The 16205-nt window shown below is 45.4% G+C and carries 14 protein-coding genes and 4 tRNA genes; 15 read left to right on the plus strand and 3 right to left on the minus strand.

Features of this window, described 5'->3' with window-relative positions:
- Positions 1 to 12 precede the first annotated feature (12 nt).
- The 4 genes from VJL_RS08655 (at position 13) to VJL_RS08670 (ending at position 453) form a co-directional block, all read left to right on the plus strand.
- Positions 13 to 88, plus strand: a tRNA-Gly gene (locus tag VJL_RS08655).
- 51 nt (positions 89 to 139) lie between these two features.
- Positions 140 to 215: transfer RNA gene (locus VJL_RS08660), tRNA-Gly, on the plus strand.
- A 51-nt stretch (positions 216 to 266) separates the two neighbouring features.
- A tRNA-Gly gene (locus VJL_RS08665) sits at positions 267 to 342 on the plus strand.
- A 34-nt stretch (positions 343 to 376) separates the two neighbouring features.
- Positions 377 to 453, plus strand: a tRNA-Met gene (locus VJL_RS08670).
- A gap of 606 nt (positions 454 to 1059) precedes the next feature.
- Here VJL_RS08670 and queG read toward each other — a convergent pair.
- Entirely contained in the window at positions 1060 to 2187 is a 1128-nt protein-coding gene (gene queG / locus VJL_RS08675; protein WP_038872045.1) for a tRNA epoxyqueuosine(34) reductase QueG, read from the minus strand.
- Between the two features lie 297 nt (positions 2188 to 2484).
- Here queG and tsaE point away from each other — a divergent pair, with 297 nt between their 5' ends.
- From tsaE to hflC, 8 genes are all read left to right on the plus strand, one after another.
- A complete protein-coding gene (tsaE, locus tag VJL_RS08680; RefSeq protein ID WP_038872042.1) occupies positions 2485 to 2949 on the plus strand; it encodes a tRNA (adenosine(37)-N6)-threonylcarbamoyltransferase complex ATPase subunit type 1 TsaE in 465 nt (154 codons plus the stop codon).
- The gene (locus VJL_RS08685; protein ID WP_038877258.1) at positions 2943 to 4664 is read left to right on the plus strand and encodes a LysM peptidoglycan-binding domain-containing protein; all 1722 of its coding nucleotides are present in this window, start codon (positions 2943 to 2945) and stop codon (positions 4662 to 4664) included. The genes tsaE and VJL_RS08685 overlap by 7 nt, the downstream gene beginning before the upstream one ends.
- Before the next feature lie 18 nt (positions 4665 to 4682).
- Positions 4683 to 6701 carry a DNA mismatch repair endonuclease MutL gene (mutL, locus tag VJL_RS08690; protein WP_038877259.1) on the plus strand — a complete coding sequence of 673 codons (2019 nt, stop codon included), beginning with the start codon at positions 4683 to 4685 and terminating at the stop codon, positions 6699 to 6701.
- Positions 6698 to 7630, plus strand: coding sequence for a tRNA (adenosine(37)-N6)-dimethylallyltransferase MiaA (miaA, locus tag VJL_RS08695; RefSeq protein ID WP_038872037.1), 933 nt, complete (start codon positions 6698 to 6700; stop codon positions 7628 to 7630). Before mutL ends, miaA begins: the two co-directional genes overlap by 4 nt.
- Before the next feature lie 193 nt (positions 7631 to 7823).
- The gene (hfq, locus tag VJL_RS08700) at positions 7824 to 8087 is read left to right on the plus strand and encodes an RNA chaperone Hfq (RefSeq protein WP_005438329.1); all 264 of its coding nucleotides are present in this window, start codon (positions 7824 to 7826) and stop codon (positions 8085 to 8087) included.
- 38 nt (positions 8088 to 8125) lie between these two features.
- Positions 8126 to 9415 (plus strand): ribosome rescue GTPase HflX, encoded by a 1290-nt coding sequence (gene hflX, locus VJL_RS08705; RefSeq protein WP_038872035.1) that lies wholly within the window; start codon positions 8126 to 8128, stop codon positions 9413 to 9415.
- Positions 9416 to 9460: 45 nt separating this feature from the next.
- Entirely contained in the window at positions 9461 to 10666 is a 1206-nt protein-coding gene (gene hflK / locus VJL_RS08710) for an FtsH protease activity modulator HflK (RefSeq protein WP_038872033.1), read from the plus strand.
- Positions 10667 to 10668: 2 nt separating this feature from the next.
- Complete coding sequence (gene hflC / locus VJL_RS08715; RefSeq protein ID WP_038872031.1) at positions 10669 to 11649, plus strand: protease modulator HflC; 981 nt, start codon at positions 10669 to 10671, stop codon at positions 11647 to 11649.
- A 73-nt stretch (positions 11650 to 11722) separates the two neighbouring features.
- On the opposite strand, the gene VJL_RS08720 is transcribed toward hflC, so the two are convergent.
- Positions 11723 to 11908, minus strand: a complete 186-nt coding sequence (locus VJL_RS08720; RefSeq protein WP_038872028.1) for a DUF2065 domain-containing protein — start codon at positions 11906 to 11908, stop codon at positions 11723 to 11725.
- 173 nt (positions 11909 to 12081) lie between these two features.
- Here VJL_RS08720 and VJL_RS08725 point away from each other — a divergent pair, with 173 nt between their 5' ends.
- Both VJL_RS08725 and motX read left to right on the plus strand, forming a co-directional pair.
- A complete protein-coding gene (locus VJL_RS08725; RefSeq protein WP_038877261.1) occupies positions 12082 to 13398 on the plus strand; it encodes an adenylosuccinate synthase in 1317 nt (438 codons plus the stop codon).
- Between the two features lie 229 nt (positions 13399 to 13627).
- On the plus strand, positions 13628 to 14263 hold the full coding sequence (gene motX, locus VJL_RS08730; RefSeq protein ID WP_038872022.1) for a flagellar protein MotX: 636 nt from the start codon (positions 13628 to 13630) through the stop codon (positions 14261 to 14263).
- Positions 14264 to 14369: 106 nt separating this feature from the next.
- Here motX and hmpA read toward each other — a convergent pair whose 3' ends face one another.
- Positions 14370 to 15554: an NO-inducible flavohemoprotein gene (hmpA, locus tag VJL_RS08735; protein ID WP_038877263.1), complete on the minus strand. Its 1185-nt coding sequence runs from the start codon at positions 15552 to 15554 to the stop codon at positions 14370 to 14372.
- A 111-nt stretch (positions 15555 to 15665) separates the two neighbouring features.
- Between hmpA and nsrR the strand changes: the two genes are divergently transcribed.
- The gene (nsrR, locus tag VJL_RS08740; RefSeq protein ID WP_038872016.1) at positions 15666 to 16091 is read left to right on the plus strand and encodes a nitric oxide-sensing transcriptional repressor NsrR; all 426 of its coding nucleotides are present in this window, start codon (positions 15666 to 15668) and stop codon (positions 16089 to 16091) included.
- Positions 16092 to 16205 lie beyond the last annotated feature (114 nt).

Below are 16205 nucleotides of genomic sequence, written 5' to 3' on the forward strand. Positions count from 1 at the left end.
CCGTTAAGAGATGCGACACTAGCTCAGTTGGTAGAGCGCAACCTTGCCAAGGTTGAGGTCACGAGTTCGAACCTCGTGTGTCGCTCCACTTTCTTTCTGAAATGTGGAATAAGCCCTCATTGTGCTTAACAATGACATTGCGACACTAGCTCAGTTGGTAGAGCGCAACCTTGCCAAGGTTGAGGTCACGAGTTCGAACCTCGTGTGTCGCTCCACTTTCTTTTTGAAATGTGGAATAAGCCCTCATTGTGCTTAACAGTGACATTGCGACACTAGCTCAGTTGGTAGAGCGCAACCTTGCCAAGGTTGAGGTCACGAGTTCGAACCTCGTGTGTCGCTCCAGTTTCTATTATCGTATTAATCGATAATATACGGACGCGGGATGGAGCAGCTTGGTAGCTCGTCGGGCTCATAACCCGAAGGTCGTCGGTTCAAATCCGGCTCCCGCAACCAATTTTCAAGCGATAGTTTTAGTCACTAACTCAAACCATCGATGAATGTAACTCTATTTGCAATAGAGGTTACAGCCAGCCACATCGCTCTTTTCATAATGCTGAGAAGCATCAATCCCTGAAAAATAAAACTCTAATCCGCATCGAATGATGTCGGACGATTTCGTTTGTGTTTTAAACATGAGACGAGACGGCTGACCAATGAATATTCTGGTGTTCGGGGCGTTTTCACATCTTTAATTAACAGAGTTATCCACATATATCGTTCTGTGGATAAGTTGGTTGATAAAGTGTTTTCTGCTTGGGGTTTAAAGGTTGTAAAGAAAGATCTTTTCCAAATCTGACAGCGGTTAAACTTTTTATTAAATGCTTAAGTTGTTGTTATGTATGGGGAAAGGTGCTTTTATTGCGGATCGGGTGCGTTAAATTTGGATCATTACTTTGTGTTTTTTTGATCCTAATCATTTCTTTAGGTTGTGTTTAACTTTTTTCTATAACCTATTTTCTCTCAATACTCTTATTTTTTTCCACATTACAGAATTGAGAACAAGGTCATGAATTGATCGGGCAAAAAATGTTTTCAATCTCTTGCATATGAGCTACGCATTTATGCGTCTCTTGGTAGGCCTTTTTCGACAATCCGGATTAACCGCTTTTTCTTCGTTTCTACCGAGTCGGACTCATTGGTCGGAAGCTGATTAATTTGTTGCGTCAATGCCCATTCGATATGTTCATCAAGCAATTCACTTTCGCCACGTCTGTTTTCCAGTGCTTCAATGATTTGTTGACTATATTCTGCATTGCCAAGTGCGACAGAAATATTACGCAGCCATTGAACATGACCAATTCGACGAATCGCCGATCCCTCCATTTGTTTAAGGAAGGTCGCTTCATCCCAATGAAACATTGTCAGTAAATCAGGCTCTTCAAAGCTATCTCGGCGATGAAAGTCTTCTTGTTCCGTTAGTTCTGCGTATCGATTCCAAGGGCAGACTAATTGGCAGTCATCGCAACCATAAATGCGGTTGCCTATTGGCTTACGGAACTCTTCAGGAATCACACCATCAAATTCGATCGTGAGATAAGAGATACAGCGACGCGCATCCACCACCTTATCCTCAACGATTGCTTGAGTCGGGCAGGAAGTAATGCATGCTTTACATTTGTCACATTGATCGACGCTTGGTTCATCTACTGGCAATGGCAGGTCAATCAGCAATTCGCCAAGAAAGAACCAAGATCCACAGTCTTTATCTAAGATAAGTGAATGTTTGCCTGTCCAGCCTAGCCCCGCTTTCTGAGCAAGAGGTCTTTCTAAGATAGGAGCAGAATCGACAAATGGACGGTAGCCATACTGTCCTACTTCTTGTTCGATAAGCTTGCCAAGCTTATTCAGTTGCTTTCTTACTAGCTTGTGATAATCGCGTCCAAGCGCATAACGACTAATGTATGCGTGATTCTTGTTAGCTAAGTTGGAGGCGAAGTGGGCTTCCGGAGGTAGGTAGTTCATGCGTACGCTTATTACGCGTACGGTTCCCGGCAAAAGTTCATCTGGTCTTGCGCGCATCATGCCATGACGAGCCATCCAATCCATTGAACCGTGATAGCCAGCATCAAGCCATTTTTGCAGAGCCGCCTCATGTTCACTAAGATCAACATCGCAGATACCGACTTTCTGAAAGCCGAGCTCTTTACCCCAAATTTTGATTTGTTGAGCGAGTTGTTCGAAGTTCATGTTTTATCACCGAGATAAAGGGGGGCGGATCTTACCGGATCTTACTCATTGGTGCTACCAGAAAGTCTAGACATAAAGTCGAGAAATAGATTTTGAAACAAAGTCATCGACTGTTGACTTTGATGTGACCAAATCTGTTTATGCATTCAATAGAATCAGGGAATTAGGATTTGTCTTTTTGACTACTTTTTTCGCATATATGACATTTGAGAGCTTGTCTCTCAAAACCAACACAGTTTACTATTCCTGTTCTTTTGATTTTTATATAGTCAACGATCATTAGTTAGAGATACATCAATGAGCACGAAACAATTTAATCTTAAAGATGAGCATGAAACGGTAGCACTTGGTACCGCATTGGCTCAGCTTTGTTCTCAACAAACCACTATTTATCTACACGGGGATCTGGGTGCGGGTAAAACAACATTTAGTCGTGGTTTTGTCCGTGCTCTTGGTCATCAAGGCAATGTAAAAAGTCCAACCTATACTTTGGTTGAACCTTATCAGTTGGATAAGTGGCAAGTTTATCACTTTGACCTTTATCGTCTTGCGGATCCTGAAGAACTTGAGTTCATGGGGATTCGCGATTATTTCACTGATGATGCGATTTGCTTAGTTGAATGGCCAGAAAAAGGGCAAGGATTGCTGCCACAGCCAGATCTTGATGTGGACATTCGTTACCAAGGCGAGCAGCGTGTAGCCGAATTAACGGCGAATAATGAATATGGTGTGCAGTTACTCAGTCAATTGGAGCTATGTTGAGTCTTTCAAAATTTAGAGCGGTGGCAGCGTTAGTTGCCACTCTTCTCCTTATCATCCCCAATTTAGCGTTTGCTAACGTTGTTAAAAGTTTCCGAGTATGGCCTTCACCTGATGAGACTCGTGTCGTCATCGATTTAAGCGCGGAAGCTGACTATTCCTATTTCTCTCTATCTGGGCCGGATCGCCTTGTTGTGGATCTCAAAAACACATCAATGCAAGCGAAGTTGCCTGTCACTGTGACGGATAGTCCAGTGTTGAAGCGAGTGCGCAAAAGCTCTCCGCCTAATAAAAACACTTACCGTTTGGTGTTTGAGTTGAAAAAAGGTGTTAAAGCCGAGTTGTTTACGCTCAGCCCGACGCCGGGTGGTCAATATGGTCATCGTCTCGTCATTGACCTGCCACATGGCAAAAAGACAGCGACACCAGCGGCTAAGCCAAATAAGCCAACAACGACCAACAAAGACATGAGCACGGTACAGCGCGCTCAAGAAATTTTGATTGTGATCGACCCTGGTCATGGCGGTGAAGATCCTGGCTCTATTGGCCCATCTCGTCGTAAATACGAAAAAGACGCGGTACTGAGTATTTCTCGTAAACTGTCGGCGCAACTCAATGCCGTTCCGGGTATCAAAACTCGCATGACGCGTACCGGAGATTACTTCGTTAACTTGAACCGTCGTGTTGCGATTGCACGTGAAAATGATGCTCATCTGTTGATATCAATTCACGCGGATGCCTTTACTTCACCAAAACCACGCGGTGGCTCTGTCTTCGTTTTGAATACACGCCGAGCAAACACAGAAATTTCTCGTTGGGTTGAAAACCACGAGAAACAGTCTGAGATCCTAGGTGGCTCTGGTACTGCGTTTGTCAGTAACACCAATGACCGCAATGTTAACCAGACCTTGTTAGACCTTCAGTTCAGCCATTCTCAGAAAGAAGGTTACAAGTTGGCGACGAGTATTTTGGGGGAAATGGGCAAAGTCGCTCGTTTGCATAACTCAAAACCAATCAATACCAGTCTTGCGGTTTTACGCTCTCCACAGATCCCTTCAGTACTGGTTGAAACCGGCTTTATCTCGAACCCAACGGAAGAGAAGTTATTGTTCCAACGTGCTCACCAAGACAAGTTAGCGCGTGCGATCACTAAAGCCGTTGTTCAGTACTTAAAAGATAATCCACCAGAAGGTACGGTGTTCTCTTCTTCATCGAAGTCTGCTGTTCACACGGTAAAACGAGGTGAGTCTTTATCTGTGATTGCGCAAAAATACGGAACGTCGACCAAAGCCATCATGAGTGCGAATAAACTTAAATCTAGTGGTTTGGCGGTCGGTCAGAAGTTGAAGATTCCGGGCTCTGGTGCGGTTTCTATCTCGATTCCAAATAAACCTAATACGGTGGAAACTGAGACAATCACACACACGGTTAAATCAGGTGAGTTCCTCGGTAAGATCGCCAGTCATTACAAAGTGAAGATTGCCGATATTCGTCGTGAAAATAATCTGAAATCAGACACGGTTTGGGTCGGTCAGAAGCTGAAGATCACTGTCGCAGTGAAAGACAAGCCAATCCGCAAGCACAAAGTTGCTCGTGGTGAATACCTAGGTAAGATTGCATCGAAGTATGGCGTTAGCGTCTCAAGCATTCGTAAAGCAAACAACCTGCGTTCTGACGAGCTTGCCGTAGGACAGGTACTGATCATTCCAAACAAATAAGTGAGCTTATAACTCATCATGACCATTAAGATTTTGCCAGCTCGGTTGGCAAACCAAATCGCGGCAGGAGAAGTGGTTGAAAGACCCGCTTCTGTCGTGAAAGAACTGGTAGAAAACAGTCTCGACTCTGGCGCGACTCGAATCGATATCGATATCGAAAAAGGTGGCGCCAAGCTAATTCGCGTGCGCGATAACGGCAAAGGGATTGTTAAAGATGAGTTAGGTCTGGCGCTCAGTCGTCATGCCACCTCTAAGATCCACACATTGGACGATCTTGAAGCCATCATGAGTCTGGGTTTCCGTGGTGAGGCGTTAGCGAGTATCAGCTCGGTCTCGCGCCTTACCATGACTTCTCGCCCAGCAGCACAAGAACAAGCGTGGAGTGCTTACTCTGAAGGTCGAGATATGCAAGTTAAGCTCCAACCGACTGCACATCCGATAGGCACCTCGGTTGAAGTATTAGACCTATTTTTCAATACGCCGGCACGTCGCAAGTTCCTTAGAACTGAAAAGACGGAATTCGCACACATTGATGAGCTTTTGAAGCGTATCGCACTGAGCCGCTTTGACGTTACCATCAACGTACGCCACAACGGCAAAATGATCCGTCAATACCGCGCGGCAAAGAACCAACAGCAAACTGAAAAGCGTATCGCGGCGGTATGTGGTAACGCCTTTGTGCGTAATATGCTGCGTATTGAACTGGAGCATCAAGGGTTGAAGCTTCACGGCTGGATCACGACACCGGAGGGAGCAAGACAGCAAAGCGATTTGCAGTACTGTTATGTGAATGGGCGAATGATGCGTGACAAGTTGATCAATCATGCGATTCGCCAAAGCTATGAAACCAGCCTTAAGCCAGATCAGTTTGCTGCGTATGTGTTGTTTATTGAACTGGACCCGCACCAAGTGGATGTTAACGTGCATCCAGCCAAGCATGAAGTGCGTTTCCATCAAGCCCGCTTAGTGCATGACTTTATCTATCAAGCTTTGGCAGACGCGCTTGCGCAAAGCTCGGTGATTGATAAACCTCACGTCAACGAATCCGCGTTCCACCATGCCGACCCTGTTGAATTTTTTGAGGCAAGCACGGAAAATCAAGAACCAGTCAGTGCACCAGAGCCTGTGAATTCTCCTGTGCCAGAGCATGTCTATCAAGCGATTGATAACACTCCAGCTTATCCGGGGCGTTCAGACTATGAAGCGAAACCTCGCGATAGGGCACCAAGTGATTCTTCTGTGCGAGAAGCACGTCCGGCGGATTCTTTCAGACGAACAGATTGGGTTGAATCAAAACCTGCACCTAAACCAAGTTCTAACAGAGAGCAACGTCATGCAGAGCCTGCGCCAAGTAAACAAGAAGTGCGTGCTTATCATGAATTGCTTCAAACGCCAGACTTTGAGCCTCAAACTGAAACGATCGGAGAGGCGGTAAGCGTATCAACAGAGACAGAACTCTCTCCCGTTACGGCACTTAGCAAAGCTTTAGCCGTGGTGGACGAACAGTATGTGTTGATGAGCAGCGACAGTGGCGCAGCTTTGGTCGCGTTGCCAAGAGCGGAGTTTTATCGGACCAAAGGTCAGCTCACACCAAGTGACGGAGCGTTAAAAGCTCAACCGTTACTGGTACCATTATCGATCAAGTTGGAATCGAGCTTGGTTCAATTAGCACAAGATTATCAGCAAGATTTTGCTCAGCTTGGTATCCAGCTAAAATCACGAAATGATAAAGCGTTGATGGTCATGGGAGTACCGGCCCCGTTGCGCCAACAAAACTTACAAAATCTGATACCAGATCTGTTATCTTACGCGCAAACTCGCTTGACGGGAGAGATGGCAACGGCGTCGCTGTTATCTGAGCTGATTGATTGGCTTGCGTTGCAAGTCACAACGGTTAAGAGCCACTATACTTTCTCTGAAGCCATTCAAATTATTGCGGAACTTGAACAGCTAAGACATGGTCAATTGCCATTGGAAGACACCCATTTTGTGTCTGCTGTTGATTTCTCTGCCTCGATTGCCAAATTAAAGCCATGACAGACAAACTACCTTTGGCCCTCTTTTTGATGGGACCAACTGCATCAGGTAAAACAGAGCTCGCCATTCGCCTACGCCAAAAATATCCGGTTGAGATCATTAGCGTCGATTCCGCATTGATCTACAAGGACATGAATATTGGTACGGCTAAACCTGATGAACGCGAACTGAGCCTAGCACCGCATCGTCTTATTGATATCTTAGATCCTAGTGAATCTTACTCAGCGGCAGACTTTCGTCGTGATGCCCTACAAGCAATGGATGACATTGTTGCAGAAGGGAAAATTCCGCTCTTAGTCGGCGGTACCATGCTGTATTACAAAGCATTACTTGAAGGCCTATCACCTCTTCCTGCTGCAAATCCTGAAATTCGTCAGCAAATTGAGCAAGAAGCATTGACTAAAGGTTGGTCAGTGTTGCACGATGAGCTGAAAGAGATTGATCCTGTATCAGCTGCGAGAATCCATCCAAACGATCCTCAGCGTTTATCGAGGGCGTTGGAAGTTTTCCGTATTTCAGGTAAAACTCTTACTGAGTTGACTCAAACTAAAGGTGATAGCTTACCTTATCGAGTCAAACAGTTTGCAATAGCTCCCATGGACAGGGCAGAACTTCACCGTCGAATTGAGCTGCGCTTCGAGAAGATGATGGAAGCAGGTTTTGAAGAAGAAATGAAAGCGTTGTATGCGCGTGACGATCTTCACCCTGATCTTCCATCAATACGTTGTGTTGGTTACAGACAGATGTGGGAGTATTTAGACGGGGAGTGCACTCGTGATGAAGCTGTTTTTCGTGGCGTATGTGCAACTCGTCAATTGGCCAAGCGTCAAATCACCTGGTTACGCAGCTGGAATGATTTAACTTGGTTGGATAGCGACAACATTGAACAAGCACTCGAAACCATGTCAGAAGCAATAGCATCTGATTGAGATAGCTGTGTATAATGTGATCGTTTTTGCGTGATCGCACTCTCAAAGGATCTGTTATTGGCGGTTTTTATACTATGCTGCTAATTACTTAGGGTGCATTTTGATTCGTTTAGCTCAGATGCAAAAAGCAGTACCTTTTGCATTGCACCACTAGCTAAATAATTACAACTACAAATTAAATAAGGAAAATAAAATGGCTAAGGGGCAATCTCTACAAGACCCATTCCTAAATGCGCTACGTCGTGAGCGTATCCCGGTATCTATCTACCTTGTGAACGGTATTAAACTACAAGGTCAGATCGAATCTTTCGATCAATTCGTGATCCTGCTGAAAAACACTGTAAATCAAATGGTGTACAAGCACGCAATCTCTACCGTTGTTCCGGCTCGTCCAGTGAGCCACCACAGTGGTGATCGTCCTCAAGGTGATCGTCCACAAGAGAAATCTGAAGATTAATTCTTCATTTAGTATTGCTAAAATAAGGAGTTGATTGCTTGTTTGACCGTTATGAATCCGGTGAGCGAGCCGTACTTGTTCATATCAACTTCACGCAAGAAGGTGAATGGGAAGATCTGGCTGAGTTTGAAATGCTGGTTTCTTCCGCTGGGGTAGAGGCACTGCAAGTTGTAACTGGCAGTCGTCAATCCCCACACCCGAAATACTATGTCGGAGAGGGTAAGGCACAAGAAATTGCTACTGCGGTACAATTAACTGGTGCTGAAATTGTGATTTTTAATCACTCCCTCTCTCCTGCCCAAGAACGTAACCTCGAAGCACTGTGCAAATGTCGAGTCCTCGACCGCACTGGTCTCATCCTCGATATCTTTGCTCAACGAGCACGAACACACGAAGGTAAGCTGCAAGTAGAGCTAGCCCAACTTCGTCATATTTCTACTCGTTTGATTCGTGGTTGGACGCACCTTGAAAGGCAGAAAGGCGGCATCGGTCTACGTGGGCCGGGGGAAACTCAGTTAGAGACTGACCGTCGATTATTGCGTGACAGAATTAAAGCTATCCTTCGCCGTCTCGAAAAAGTTGCGAAGCAGCGTGAACAAGGGCGCCGCGCCCGAAATCGAGCAGAAATCCCAACGATTTCTCTTGTGGGTTACACCAACGCGGGTAAGTCGACACTCTTCAACCGCATTACAGAAGCTGGCGTTTACGCGGCAGATCAATTATTTGCTACTCTTGACCCAACTTTACGTAAGATAGAGTTAGACGATGTGGGGCCTGCAATTCTTGCAGATACCGTTGGATTTATCCGACATTTACCACATGATTTGGTTGCTGCCTTCAAAGCAACCTTGCAGGAAACGCAAGAAGCTGACATTTTGTTACATGTTGTTGATGCCAGTGACGAGCGTTTTCGTGAGAATATTCAAGCTGTTCATGAAGTATTAGAAGAGATCGACGCACATGAAGTGCCGACGCTCGTAGTAATGAACAAGATTGACAATCTAGAAGAGCAAAATCCTCGTATTGAACGTGATGAGGAAGGCGTGCCTCGAGCGGTCTGGGTTTCTGCGATGGATGGATTGGGCATTGATCTCCTATTTGATGCGCTGACAGAACGTTTGGCGTCGCAAATGGTTGAGCATCAGTTGCGAATTCCTCCACAGTATCAAGGACGATTCCGTAGTACATTCTTCCAAATGAAGTGTATTCAACGTGAGGAATATGACCAGGAAGGTAACTTGTTGATCGATATTCGAATGCAACAGGTAGATTGGTCTAGACTTGAAAAAAGAGAAGGGGCAGTTTTAGTCGACTTTATAGTCACTTAAAGGACTGCTACAGTATAACGTCATATCAAATGATGGAGCTTTCTAATGGCGTGGAATGAGCCTGGAAATAACAACGGCAACAATGGCCGCGATAATGACCCTTGGGGTAATAATAATCGTGGTGGCCAGCGTCCTGGTGGCCGAGATCAAGGTCCGCCAGATTTAGATGAAGTGTTCAGCAAACTGAGTCAAAAGCTGGGTGGCAAATTTGGTAAAAAAGGCGGCGGCGGTGGTTCACCTATCGGCGGTGGTGGTAGTGCGATTGGCTTTGGTGTCATTGCAGTTATCGCGATTGCAGTATGGTTCTTCGCTGGCTTTTACACCATCGGTGAAGCAGAGCGCGGTGTCGTACTGCGTTTAGGTAAATACGACCGTATCGTAGACCCAGGTCTGAACTGGCGTCCTCGTTTCATTGATGAATACGAAGCGGTTAACGTACAAGCGATTCGTTCACTACGTGCATCAGGTCTAATGCTGACTAAAGATGAAAACGTAGTAACAGTAGCGATGGACGTTCAATACCGTGTTGCTGACCCATACAAATATCTATACCGCGTAACGAATGCTGATGACAGTTTGCGTCAAGCAACCGACTCAGCTCTGCGTGCAGTAATTGGTGACTCACTGATGGATAGCATCCTAACCAGTGGTCGTCAGCAAATCCGTCAAACAACGCAAGAAACACTGAATCAAATCATCGATAGCTACGATATGGGCATCGTGATTGTAGATGTGAACTTCCAGTCTGCACGTCCACCAGAGCAAGTGAAAGATGCGTTCGATGATGCAATTGCGGCACGTGAGGATGAAGAGCGTTTCATCCGTGAAGCAGAAGCTTACAAAAACGAAATCTTGCCGAAGGCAACAGGTCGAGCAGAGCGTTTGAAGAAAGAAGCACAAGGTTACAACGAGCGTGTGACGAACGAAGCGCTTGGTCAAGTGGCTCAGTTTGAAAAACTACTGCCTGAATACCTAGCAGCTCCTGGCGTAACTCGAGATCGTCTGTACATTGACGCAATGGAAGAAGTTTACTCAAGCACATCGAAAGTGCTGATCGACTCTGAATCCAGCGGCAACCTTCTTTACCTTCCAATTGATAAATTGGCAGGCCAAGATGGTCAATCAGACTCTAAACGTAAATCGAAATCGACTTCAACATACGACCACATTCAACTTGAATCTGAGCGTACTCAAGAAGACACTTCGAACACGCAGTCTCGTTCAACGGGTACACGTCAAGGGAGATACTAAGAATGCGTAAGTTAATGATCCCTGTACTGGTAATCGCTCTGGCATTAATGCTGATGTCACTGTTCGTGATTCCTGAAGGTGACCGCGGTATTGTGGTTCGATTTGGCCGTGTCTTGAAAGACAACAACGACATCACTCGTATTTACGAGCCGGGCCTGCACTTCAAAATGCCTTTGTTTGACCGCGTGAAAACACTAGATGCGCGTATCCAAACAATGGATGGCCGTGCTGACCGTTTCGTAACGTCTGAGAAAAAAGACGTAATCATTGATACCTACGTGAAGTGGCGTATCGAAGATTTCGGTCGTTACTACCTAGCAACAGGTGGCGGCAATACGCTGACTGCCGAGGCGCTTCTTGAGCGTAAGGTAACGGACGTACTACGTGCAGAAATCGGTGCTCGTGAAATCAAGCAAATCGTATCTGGTCCACGTAACAACGACGTACTTCCAGAAGACGCAACCAGCGAGGAAGTAAGTACTGAAGCAGCTCGTGAAGCATTGGAAATCGATGGTGAACGTGACCTAATCATGTCTGAAGTGTTGAAAGACACACGCGACAGCGCAATGAAAGATTTGGGTGTTCGCATCGTTGACTTCCGTATGAAGAAGATCAACCTACCAGATGAGATCAGTGAATCAATCTACCGTCGTATGCGTGCAGAACGTGAGTCGGTAGCTCGTAAGCACCGTTCTCAAGGTCGTGAGAAAGCCGAAGTTATCCGTGCACAAGCTGAGCTTGAAGTGGCAACAATTCTTGCAGAAGCAGACAAAACAGCTCGTGTAACACGAGGTGAGGCGGATGCAGAAGCTGCGAAGATCTATGCGAATGCTTACAACAAAGATCCTGAGTTCTTCAGCTTCCTTCGTTCTTTAAAAGCTTACGAGAAATCGTTCAGCTCTAAGAATGACATTCTTGTACTTGATCCGAAGAGTGAGTTCTTCCAGTACATGAATAACGCGAAAGGCGCAAAAGCTGAATAAGCGAATTGCTAAACGACAAAAGGCTCCTATATGGAGCCTTTTTTATATCTGCTGGAAAATAAGCGCTGGCGGCTTAACTCATCATTATCGCGATGACCGCTCCGGCGACGACCAGACAGCCACCAATCCGACGCAACTGGTTATCTGGTTGGTCACTCAACTGAGCCACCATGTTACGCCAACCGTTTGGGGCAATCAGTGGTCCAATTCCTTCTACAATCAAAACCAGCCCGATAGCCAGCCAAATAGACTCAGACATTGCGATTCCTTGTGGATTTAAGAAAGGTAAATATTATCAGTGATGTAGTGATTTCGAAATGAACAACATCGGTGATGTTTGCATTCTAGTATCAACTCTGTGAACAAAAATGACTGCAAGAAGGGGGATTCGGTGCTAGAATCCATTTTTAACTAGCAATCAGACTTGGAAAGATGGGAAATAACGTAGTCGTTCTAGGCACCCAATGGGGTGACGAAGGTAAAGGTAAAATTGTAGACCTTTTAACTGAAGATGCAAAATACGTGGTACGCTACCAAGGCGGTCACAATGCAGGTCATACACTTGTAATTGACGGTGAAAAAACCGTTCTTCACTTAATTCCATCAGGTATCCTTCGCGATAACGTAAAATGCGTTATCGGTAACGGTGTAGTGCTATCGCCTGAAGCTCTAATTAAAGAAATGAAACCTCTTGAAGAGCGCGGCATTCCAGTACGCGAGCGTCTTTTCATTTCTGAAGCATGTCCTCTAATTCTTCCTTACCACGTTGCAATGGACCAAGCTCGCGAAATCGCTCGCGGTAAAAAAGCTATTGGTACAACAGGTCGTGGTATCGGTCCAGCATACGAAGATAAAGTTGCTCGTCGCGGTCTACGCGTTGGCGACCTATTCGATATGGAAGCGTTCGCTGAGAAACTAAAAGAAGTAATGGAATTCCATAACTTCCAACTAGAGCATTTCTACAAAGCTGAACCAGTAAGCTATGAAGAAGTACTTGAGCAAGCTAAAGGCTACGCTGAGCTACTAACTTCAATGGTTATCGACGTAACTGACGAACTAGACGCAGCACGTAAGCGCGGCGACAAGATCATGTTCGAAGGTGCGCAAGGTACACTGCTAGATATCGACCACGGTACTTACCCTTACGTAACTTCTTCTAACACGACGGCTGGTGGTGTTGCTGCAGGTTCTGGTTTCGGTCCTCGTCATATCGGTTACATCCTTGGTATCACTAAAGCTTACTGTACTCGTGTTGGCTCTGGTCCATTCCCGACTGAGCTATACGACGGTCTAGACAAGCAAGATCCTGTTGGTAAGCATCTAGGTGAAGTTGGTCATGAGTTCGGTGCAACAACTGGTCGTCTACGCCGTACTGGTTGGTTCGATGCTGTTGCGATGCGTCGCGCAATCCAAATCAACTCTATCTCTGGCTTCTGTCTAACTAAACTAGACGTTCTAGATGGCCTAGAAGAGCTAAAAATCTGTACTGGTTACAAGATGAAAGATGGTTCTATCCTAGAAGTTTCTCCAATGGCAGCTGAGTCATTTGAGCAAGCGACACCAATCTACGAAACAATGCCTGGTTGGTCTGAGAACACATTTGGTGCTAAGTCAATCGACGCGCTACCACAAGCAGCTCTAGACTACATCAAGCGTATTGAAGAGCTAACTGGCGTGCCTGTAGACATCGTTTCAACAGGTCCAGATCGTAACGAAACTATCATCAAGGTTCACCCATTCGAATCTTAATCGATACTCGTTAGAGATTATAAAAGCCGACTTTCGAGTCGGCTTTTTTGTATCTGTAACTTGGCTGCACTGACGGAAAAATAAACTCGATATGGCAAATTGTTGCCGTTAAGCTTAAACAAGAGGCAAAAATTGTCTAAAGCTTAACTGACGTTTGCCGATAAGGTTATCAAGCAGAGGAGATCCTTCGCCGATCTTTGATTTCTCAGAATCCTTAAAGAGTACATTTATGAAGTTACGAACAGTGGCTGCTTCACTGTTATTGATGCTGAGTGCAACGTCGGTCAAGGCAGATGTTGCCGATGTGGGGGCACCAGTTCCCATCTATACCGAAGCAGAGTTAATTAAGCTTATTGAACAAAATAAGCATTTAGAACGCGTGCGTGCGGATAACTGCCAGTTGGTGGAAGATATTGTTGCACGTGCCACACGAATTAATTTACCGTCGTATGAGTTTCTCTACGGCGACATGCTGGCGTGGGGCGTTTGTGTAGAGCAAGATGTTGAACTTGGTCTCTACTATATGGAAAACGCTGCACACCAAGGCTTACCTGCTGCATTAGAGCAGCTTGGGCGCTACTACTCTCGTGGTACCTTAGTTCAACAAGATAAAGAGCGTGCAATCCCATACCTGCGAGAAGCGGCGGCAATGGGGAACCTTAATGCGCGTATTCATCTTGCTGAGTTATTGTTACGTGATTACGGTAGCCCATTGGATTACGAAGATGCTTACCGTTGGTTATACAACTCAGTCACGGCAGATCAGAGAAAGCATAAGCGTATTGCGGTGCTAAGAAATGGTTTAGAGCAACGTATGCCGCAAAACATCATTGCGCGAGCCAAGCGTCGCGACACTTTCTGGTAGATGTACTCTTAAAACACCAGTAGCTTCATAACACTCTGCCAATAAAAACAACAAAGCCCACATCATGTGGGCTTTGTTGTTTTTCCCGAAACGTAATCGTGAGCGATTAAACGACTTTGTGTGGACCGAAGCATTCATAGTGGAATTGCTCTTGCGGAACACCAAGTTCAAGCAGTTGTTTCGCTACGTGCTGCATAAAACCAACAGGGCCGCAGAAGTAAACTTGAACGTTGTCTTGTTTCACTGCTGCTTCAATTTCGTGTAGGTTTACAAAGCCGGTGAAATGGAAGTCTTCACCCAACTTATCTTCTGCCGTTGGTTGGTTGTACCAAACCAGCGAGTTCATATTCTCTTTTGCGCCAACAATTTGATTCACATGATGTTTGAATGCGTGTTGTTGGCCGTTTTCTGCTGCGTGTACCCAAGTTACAGGTGCTTTGTGTTCAGCAAGGCTCTCAAGCATTGAAAGTGTTGGCGTTAGACCGACACCAGCGGAAACCAAAACAACGGGTGTACTTGCTTCTACGTCCATAAAGAAGTCACCCGCAGGTGCGGCTAGCTGCACTTTATCGCCGATGTTGAGATCGTCATGCAGGAAGTTCGATACCTTGCCGCCGTCTTCACGTTTTACCGAGATACGGTAAGTGTTTTCTTGTACCGCAGAAGATAGGCTATACTGGCGAATCTCTTGGTTTTCGAACTTATCACTGTTGATGTAGATACCAAGATATTGGCCCGGTTTGTACTCAGAAACCTTTTCACCATCGACCGGTTTGAAGACGAAGCTACAAATGTTCTCGCTTTCAAGTTGTTTACCAACCAGTTCAAACTCACGCAGACCACGCCAGCCACCTTGAAGTGCTGCATTTTCTTGGTAGATTTGTTCTTCACGTTGAATGAACACGTTTGCTAGCACGCCGTAGGCTTCTGCCCATGCGTCAATCACTTCTTGACCAGGAGAAAACAGCTCATCAATGGTAGCCAGTAAGTGCGTACCAACGATTTGGTACTGATCTTTGGTGATCATAAAACTGGTGTGTTTGTGGGCGATTTTCTCTACTGCACCAAGTAGGGCTGGTAGGTTGTCGATATTGCTTGCATAAGCACAGATAGCATTAAATAGAGCTTCACGTTGGTCACCATTACGCTGGTTACTCATGTTGAAAATGTCTTTCAACTCAGGATTATGGGTGAACATGCGGTCATAAAAGTGCGCAGTCAACTTCGGGCCAGTTTCTGCAAGAAGTGGTGCGGTTGCTTTCACGATATCAATGGTTTGGTTGCTGAGCATAATGGCTTCCTATTTAAAGTTGTATTTGTAATGCATGTTTAAAGTTGTATCTCAAATGTATCTTTCGATCAAGAAAAGAATTACACTTTTGCTTCTAGAGAGGATAGCAACATGCAGTTAACTAGCTTTACCGATTACGCGTTAAGAACCCTGATTTACTTGGCTTCTTTGCCCAAAGATGAGCTTACAAATATTACCGAAGTAACTGATTTATTTGGTGTATCACGTAACCATATGGTGAAGGTGATCAACCGTCTGGGTCAGTTAGGTTATGTACATACGGTGCGTGGTAAAAACGGCGGCATTCGTTTGATGAAGCCGGCAAAAGAAATTACTGTCGGTGGTGTGGTGCGCGATCTAGAGCCATTAGATTTGGTAAATTGTGATGTCGAGTTTTGTCACATTACGCCAGCATGTCGTCTAAAAGAGAAGCTAGCAAAAGCGAAATTGGCTTTCTTAGCTGAATTAGACGGTTGCACTATTGATGAACTGCTTCGCGACAACTCAGAGCTGCTGATCCTGCTTACACGTCCTTAGTTTTACGTGTGTCTCTCTCATCCTTTCAAGATCATTCTTTTTTCAAAGCAATTCTGTAGCTTATCAAGAGACTCGGATATACTAGCTCTATACCTTCCTTGCTAGATAGGCACG

The sequence above is a fragment of the Vibrio jasicida CAIM 1864 = LMG 25398 genome, assembly GCF_000400365.1.
GTDB lineage: Bacteria > Pseudomonadota > Gammaproteobacteria > Enterobacterales > Vibrionaceae > Vibrio > Vibrio jasicida.

Coding starts and splice junctions, on each gene's coding strand:
- mutL (WP_038877259.1), top strand. CDS start 4,683: ATGACCATTAAGATTTTGCCAGCTCGGTTGGCAAACCAAATCGCGGCA.
- VJL_RS08685 (WP_038877258.1), top strand. CDS start 2,943: ATGTTGAGTCTTTCAAAATTTAGAGCGGTGGCAGCGTTAGTTGCCACT.
- nsrR (WP_038872016.1), top strand. CDS start 15,666: ATGCAGTTAACTAGCTTTACCGATTACGCGTTAAGAACCCTGATTTAC.
- hflK (WP_038872033.1), top strand. CDS start 9,461: ATGGCGTGGAATGAGCCTGGAAATAACAACGGCAACAATGGCCGCGAT.
- hfq (WP_005438329.1), top strand. CDS start 7,824: ATGGCTAAGGGGCAATCTCTACAAGACCCATTCCTAAATGCGCTACGT.
- motX (WP_038872022.1), top strand. CDS start 13,628: ATGAAGTTACGAACAGTGGCTGCTTCACTGTTATTGATGCTGAGTGCA.
- hmpA (WP_038877263.1), bottom strand. CDS start 15,554: ATGCTCAGCAACCAAACCATTGATATCGTGAAAGCAACCGCACCACTT.
- miaA (WP_038872037.1), top strand. CDS start 6,698: ATGACAGACAAACTACCTTTGGCCCTCTTTTTGATGGGACCAACTGCA.
- VJL_RS08720 (WP_038872028.1), bottom strand. CDS start 11,908: ATGTCTGAGTCTATTTGGCTGGCTATCGGGCTGGTTTTGATTGTAGAA.
- VJL_RS08725 (WP_038877261.1), top strand. CDS start 12,082: ATGGGAAATAACGTAGTCGTTCTAGGCACCCAATGGGGTGACGAAGGT.
- hflC (WP_038872031.1), top strand. CDS start 10,669: ATGCGTAAGTTAATGATCCCTGTACTGGTAATCGCTCTGGCATTAATG.
- tsaE (WP_038872042.1), top strand. CDS start 2,485: ATGAGCACGAAACAATTTAATCTTAAAGATGAGCATGAAACGGTAGCA.
- queG (WP_038872045.1), bottom strand. CDS start 2,187: ATGAACTTCGAACAACTCGCTCAACAAATCAAAATTTGGGGTAAAGAG.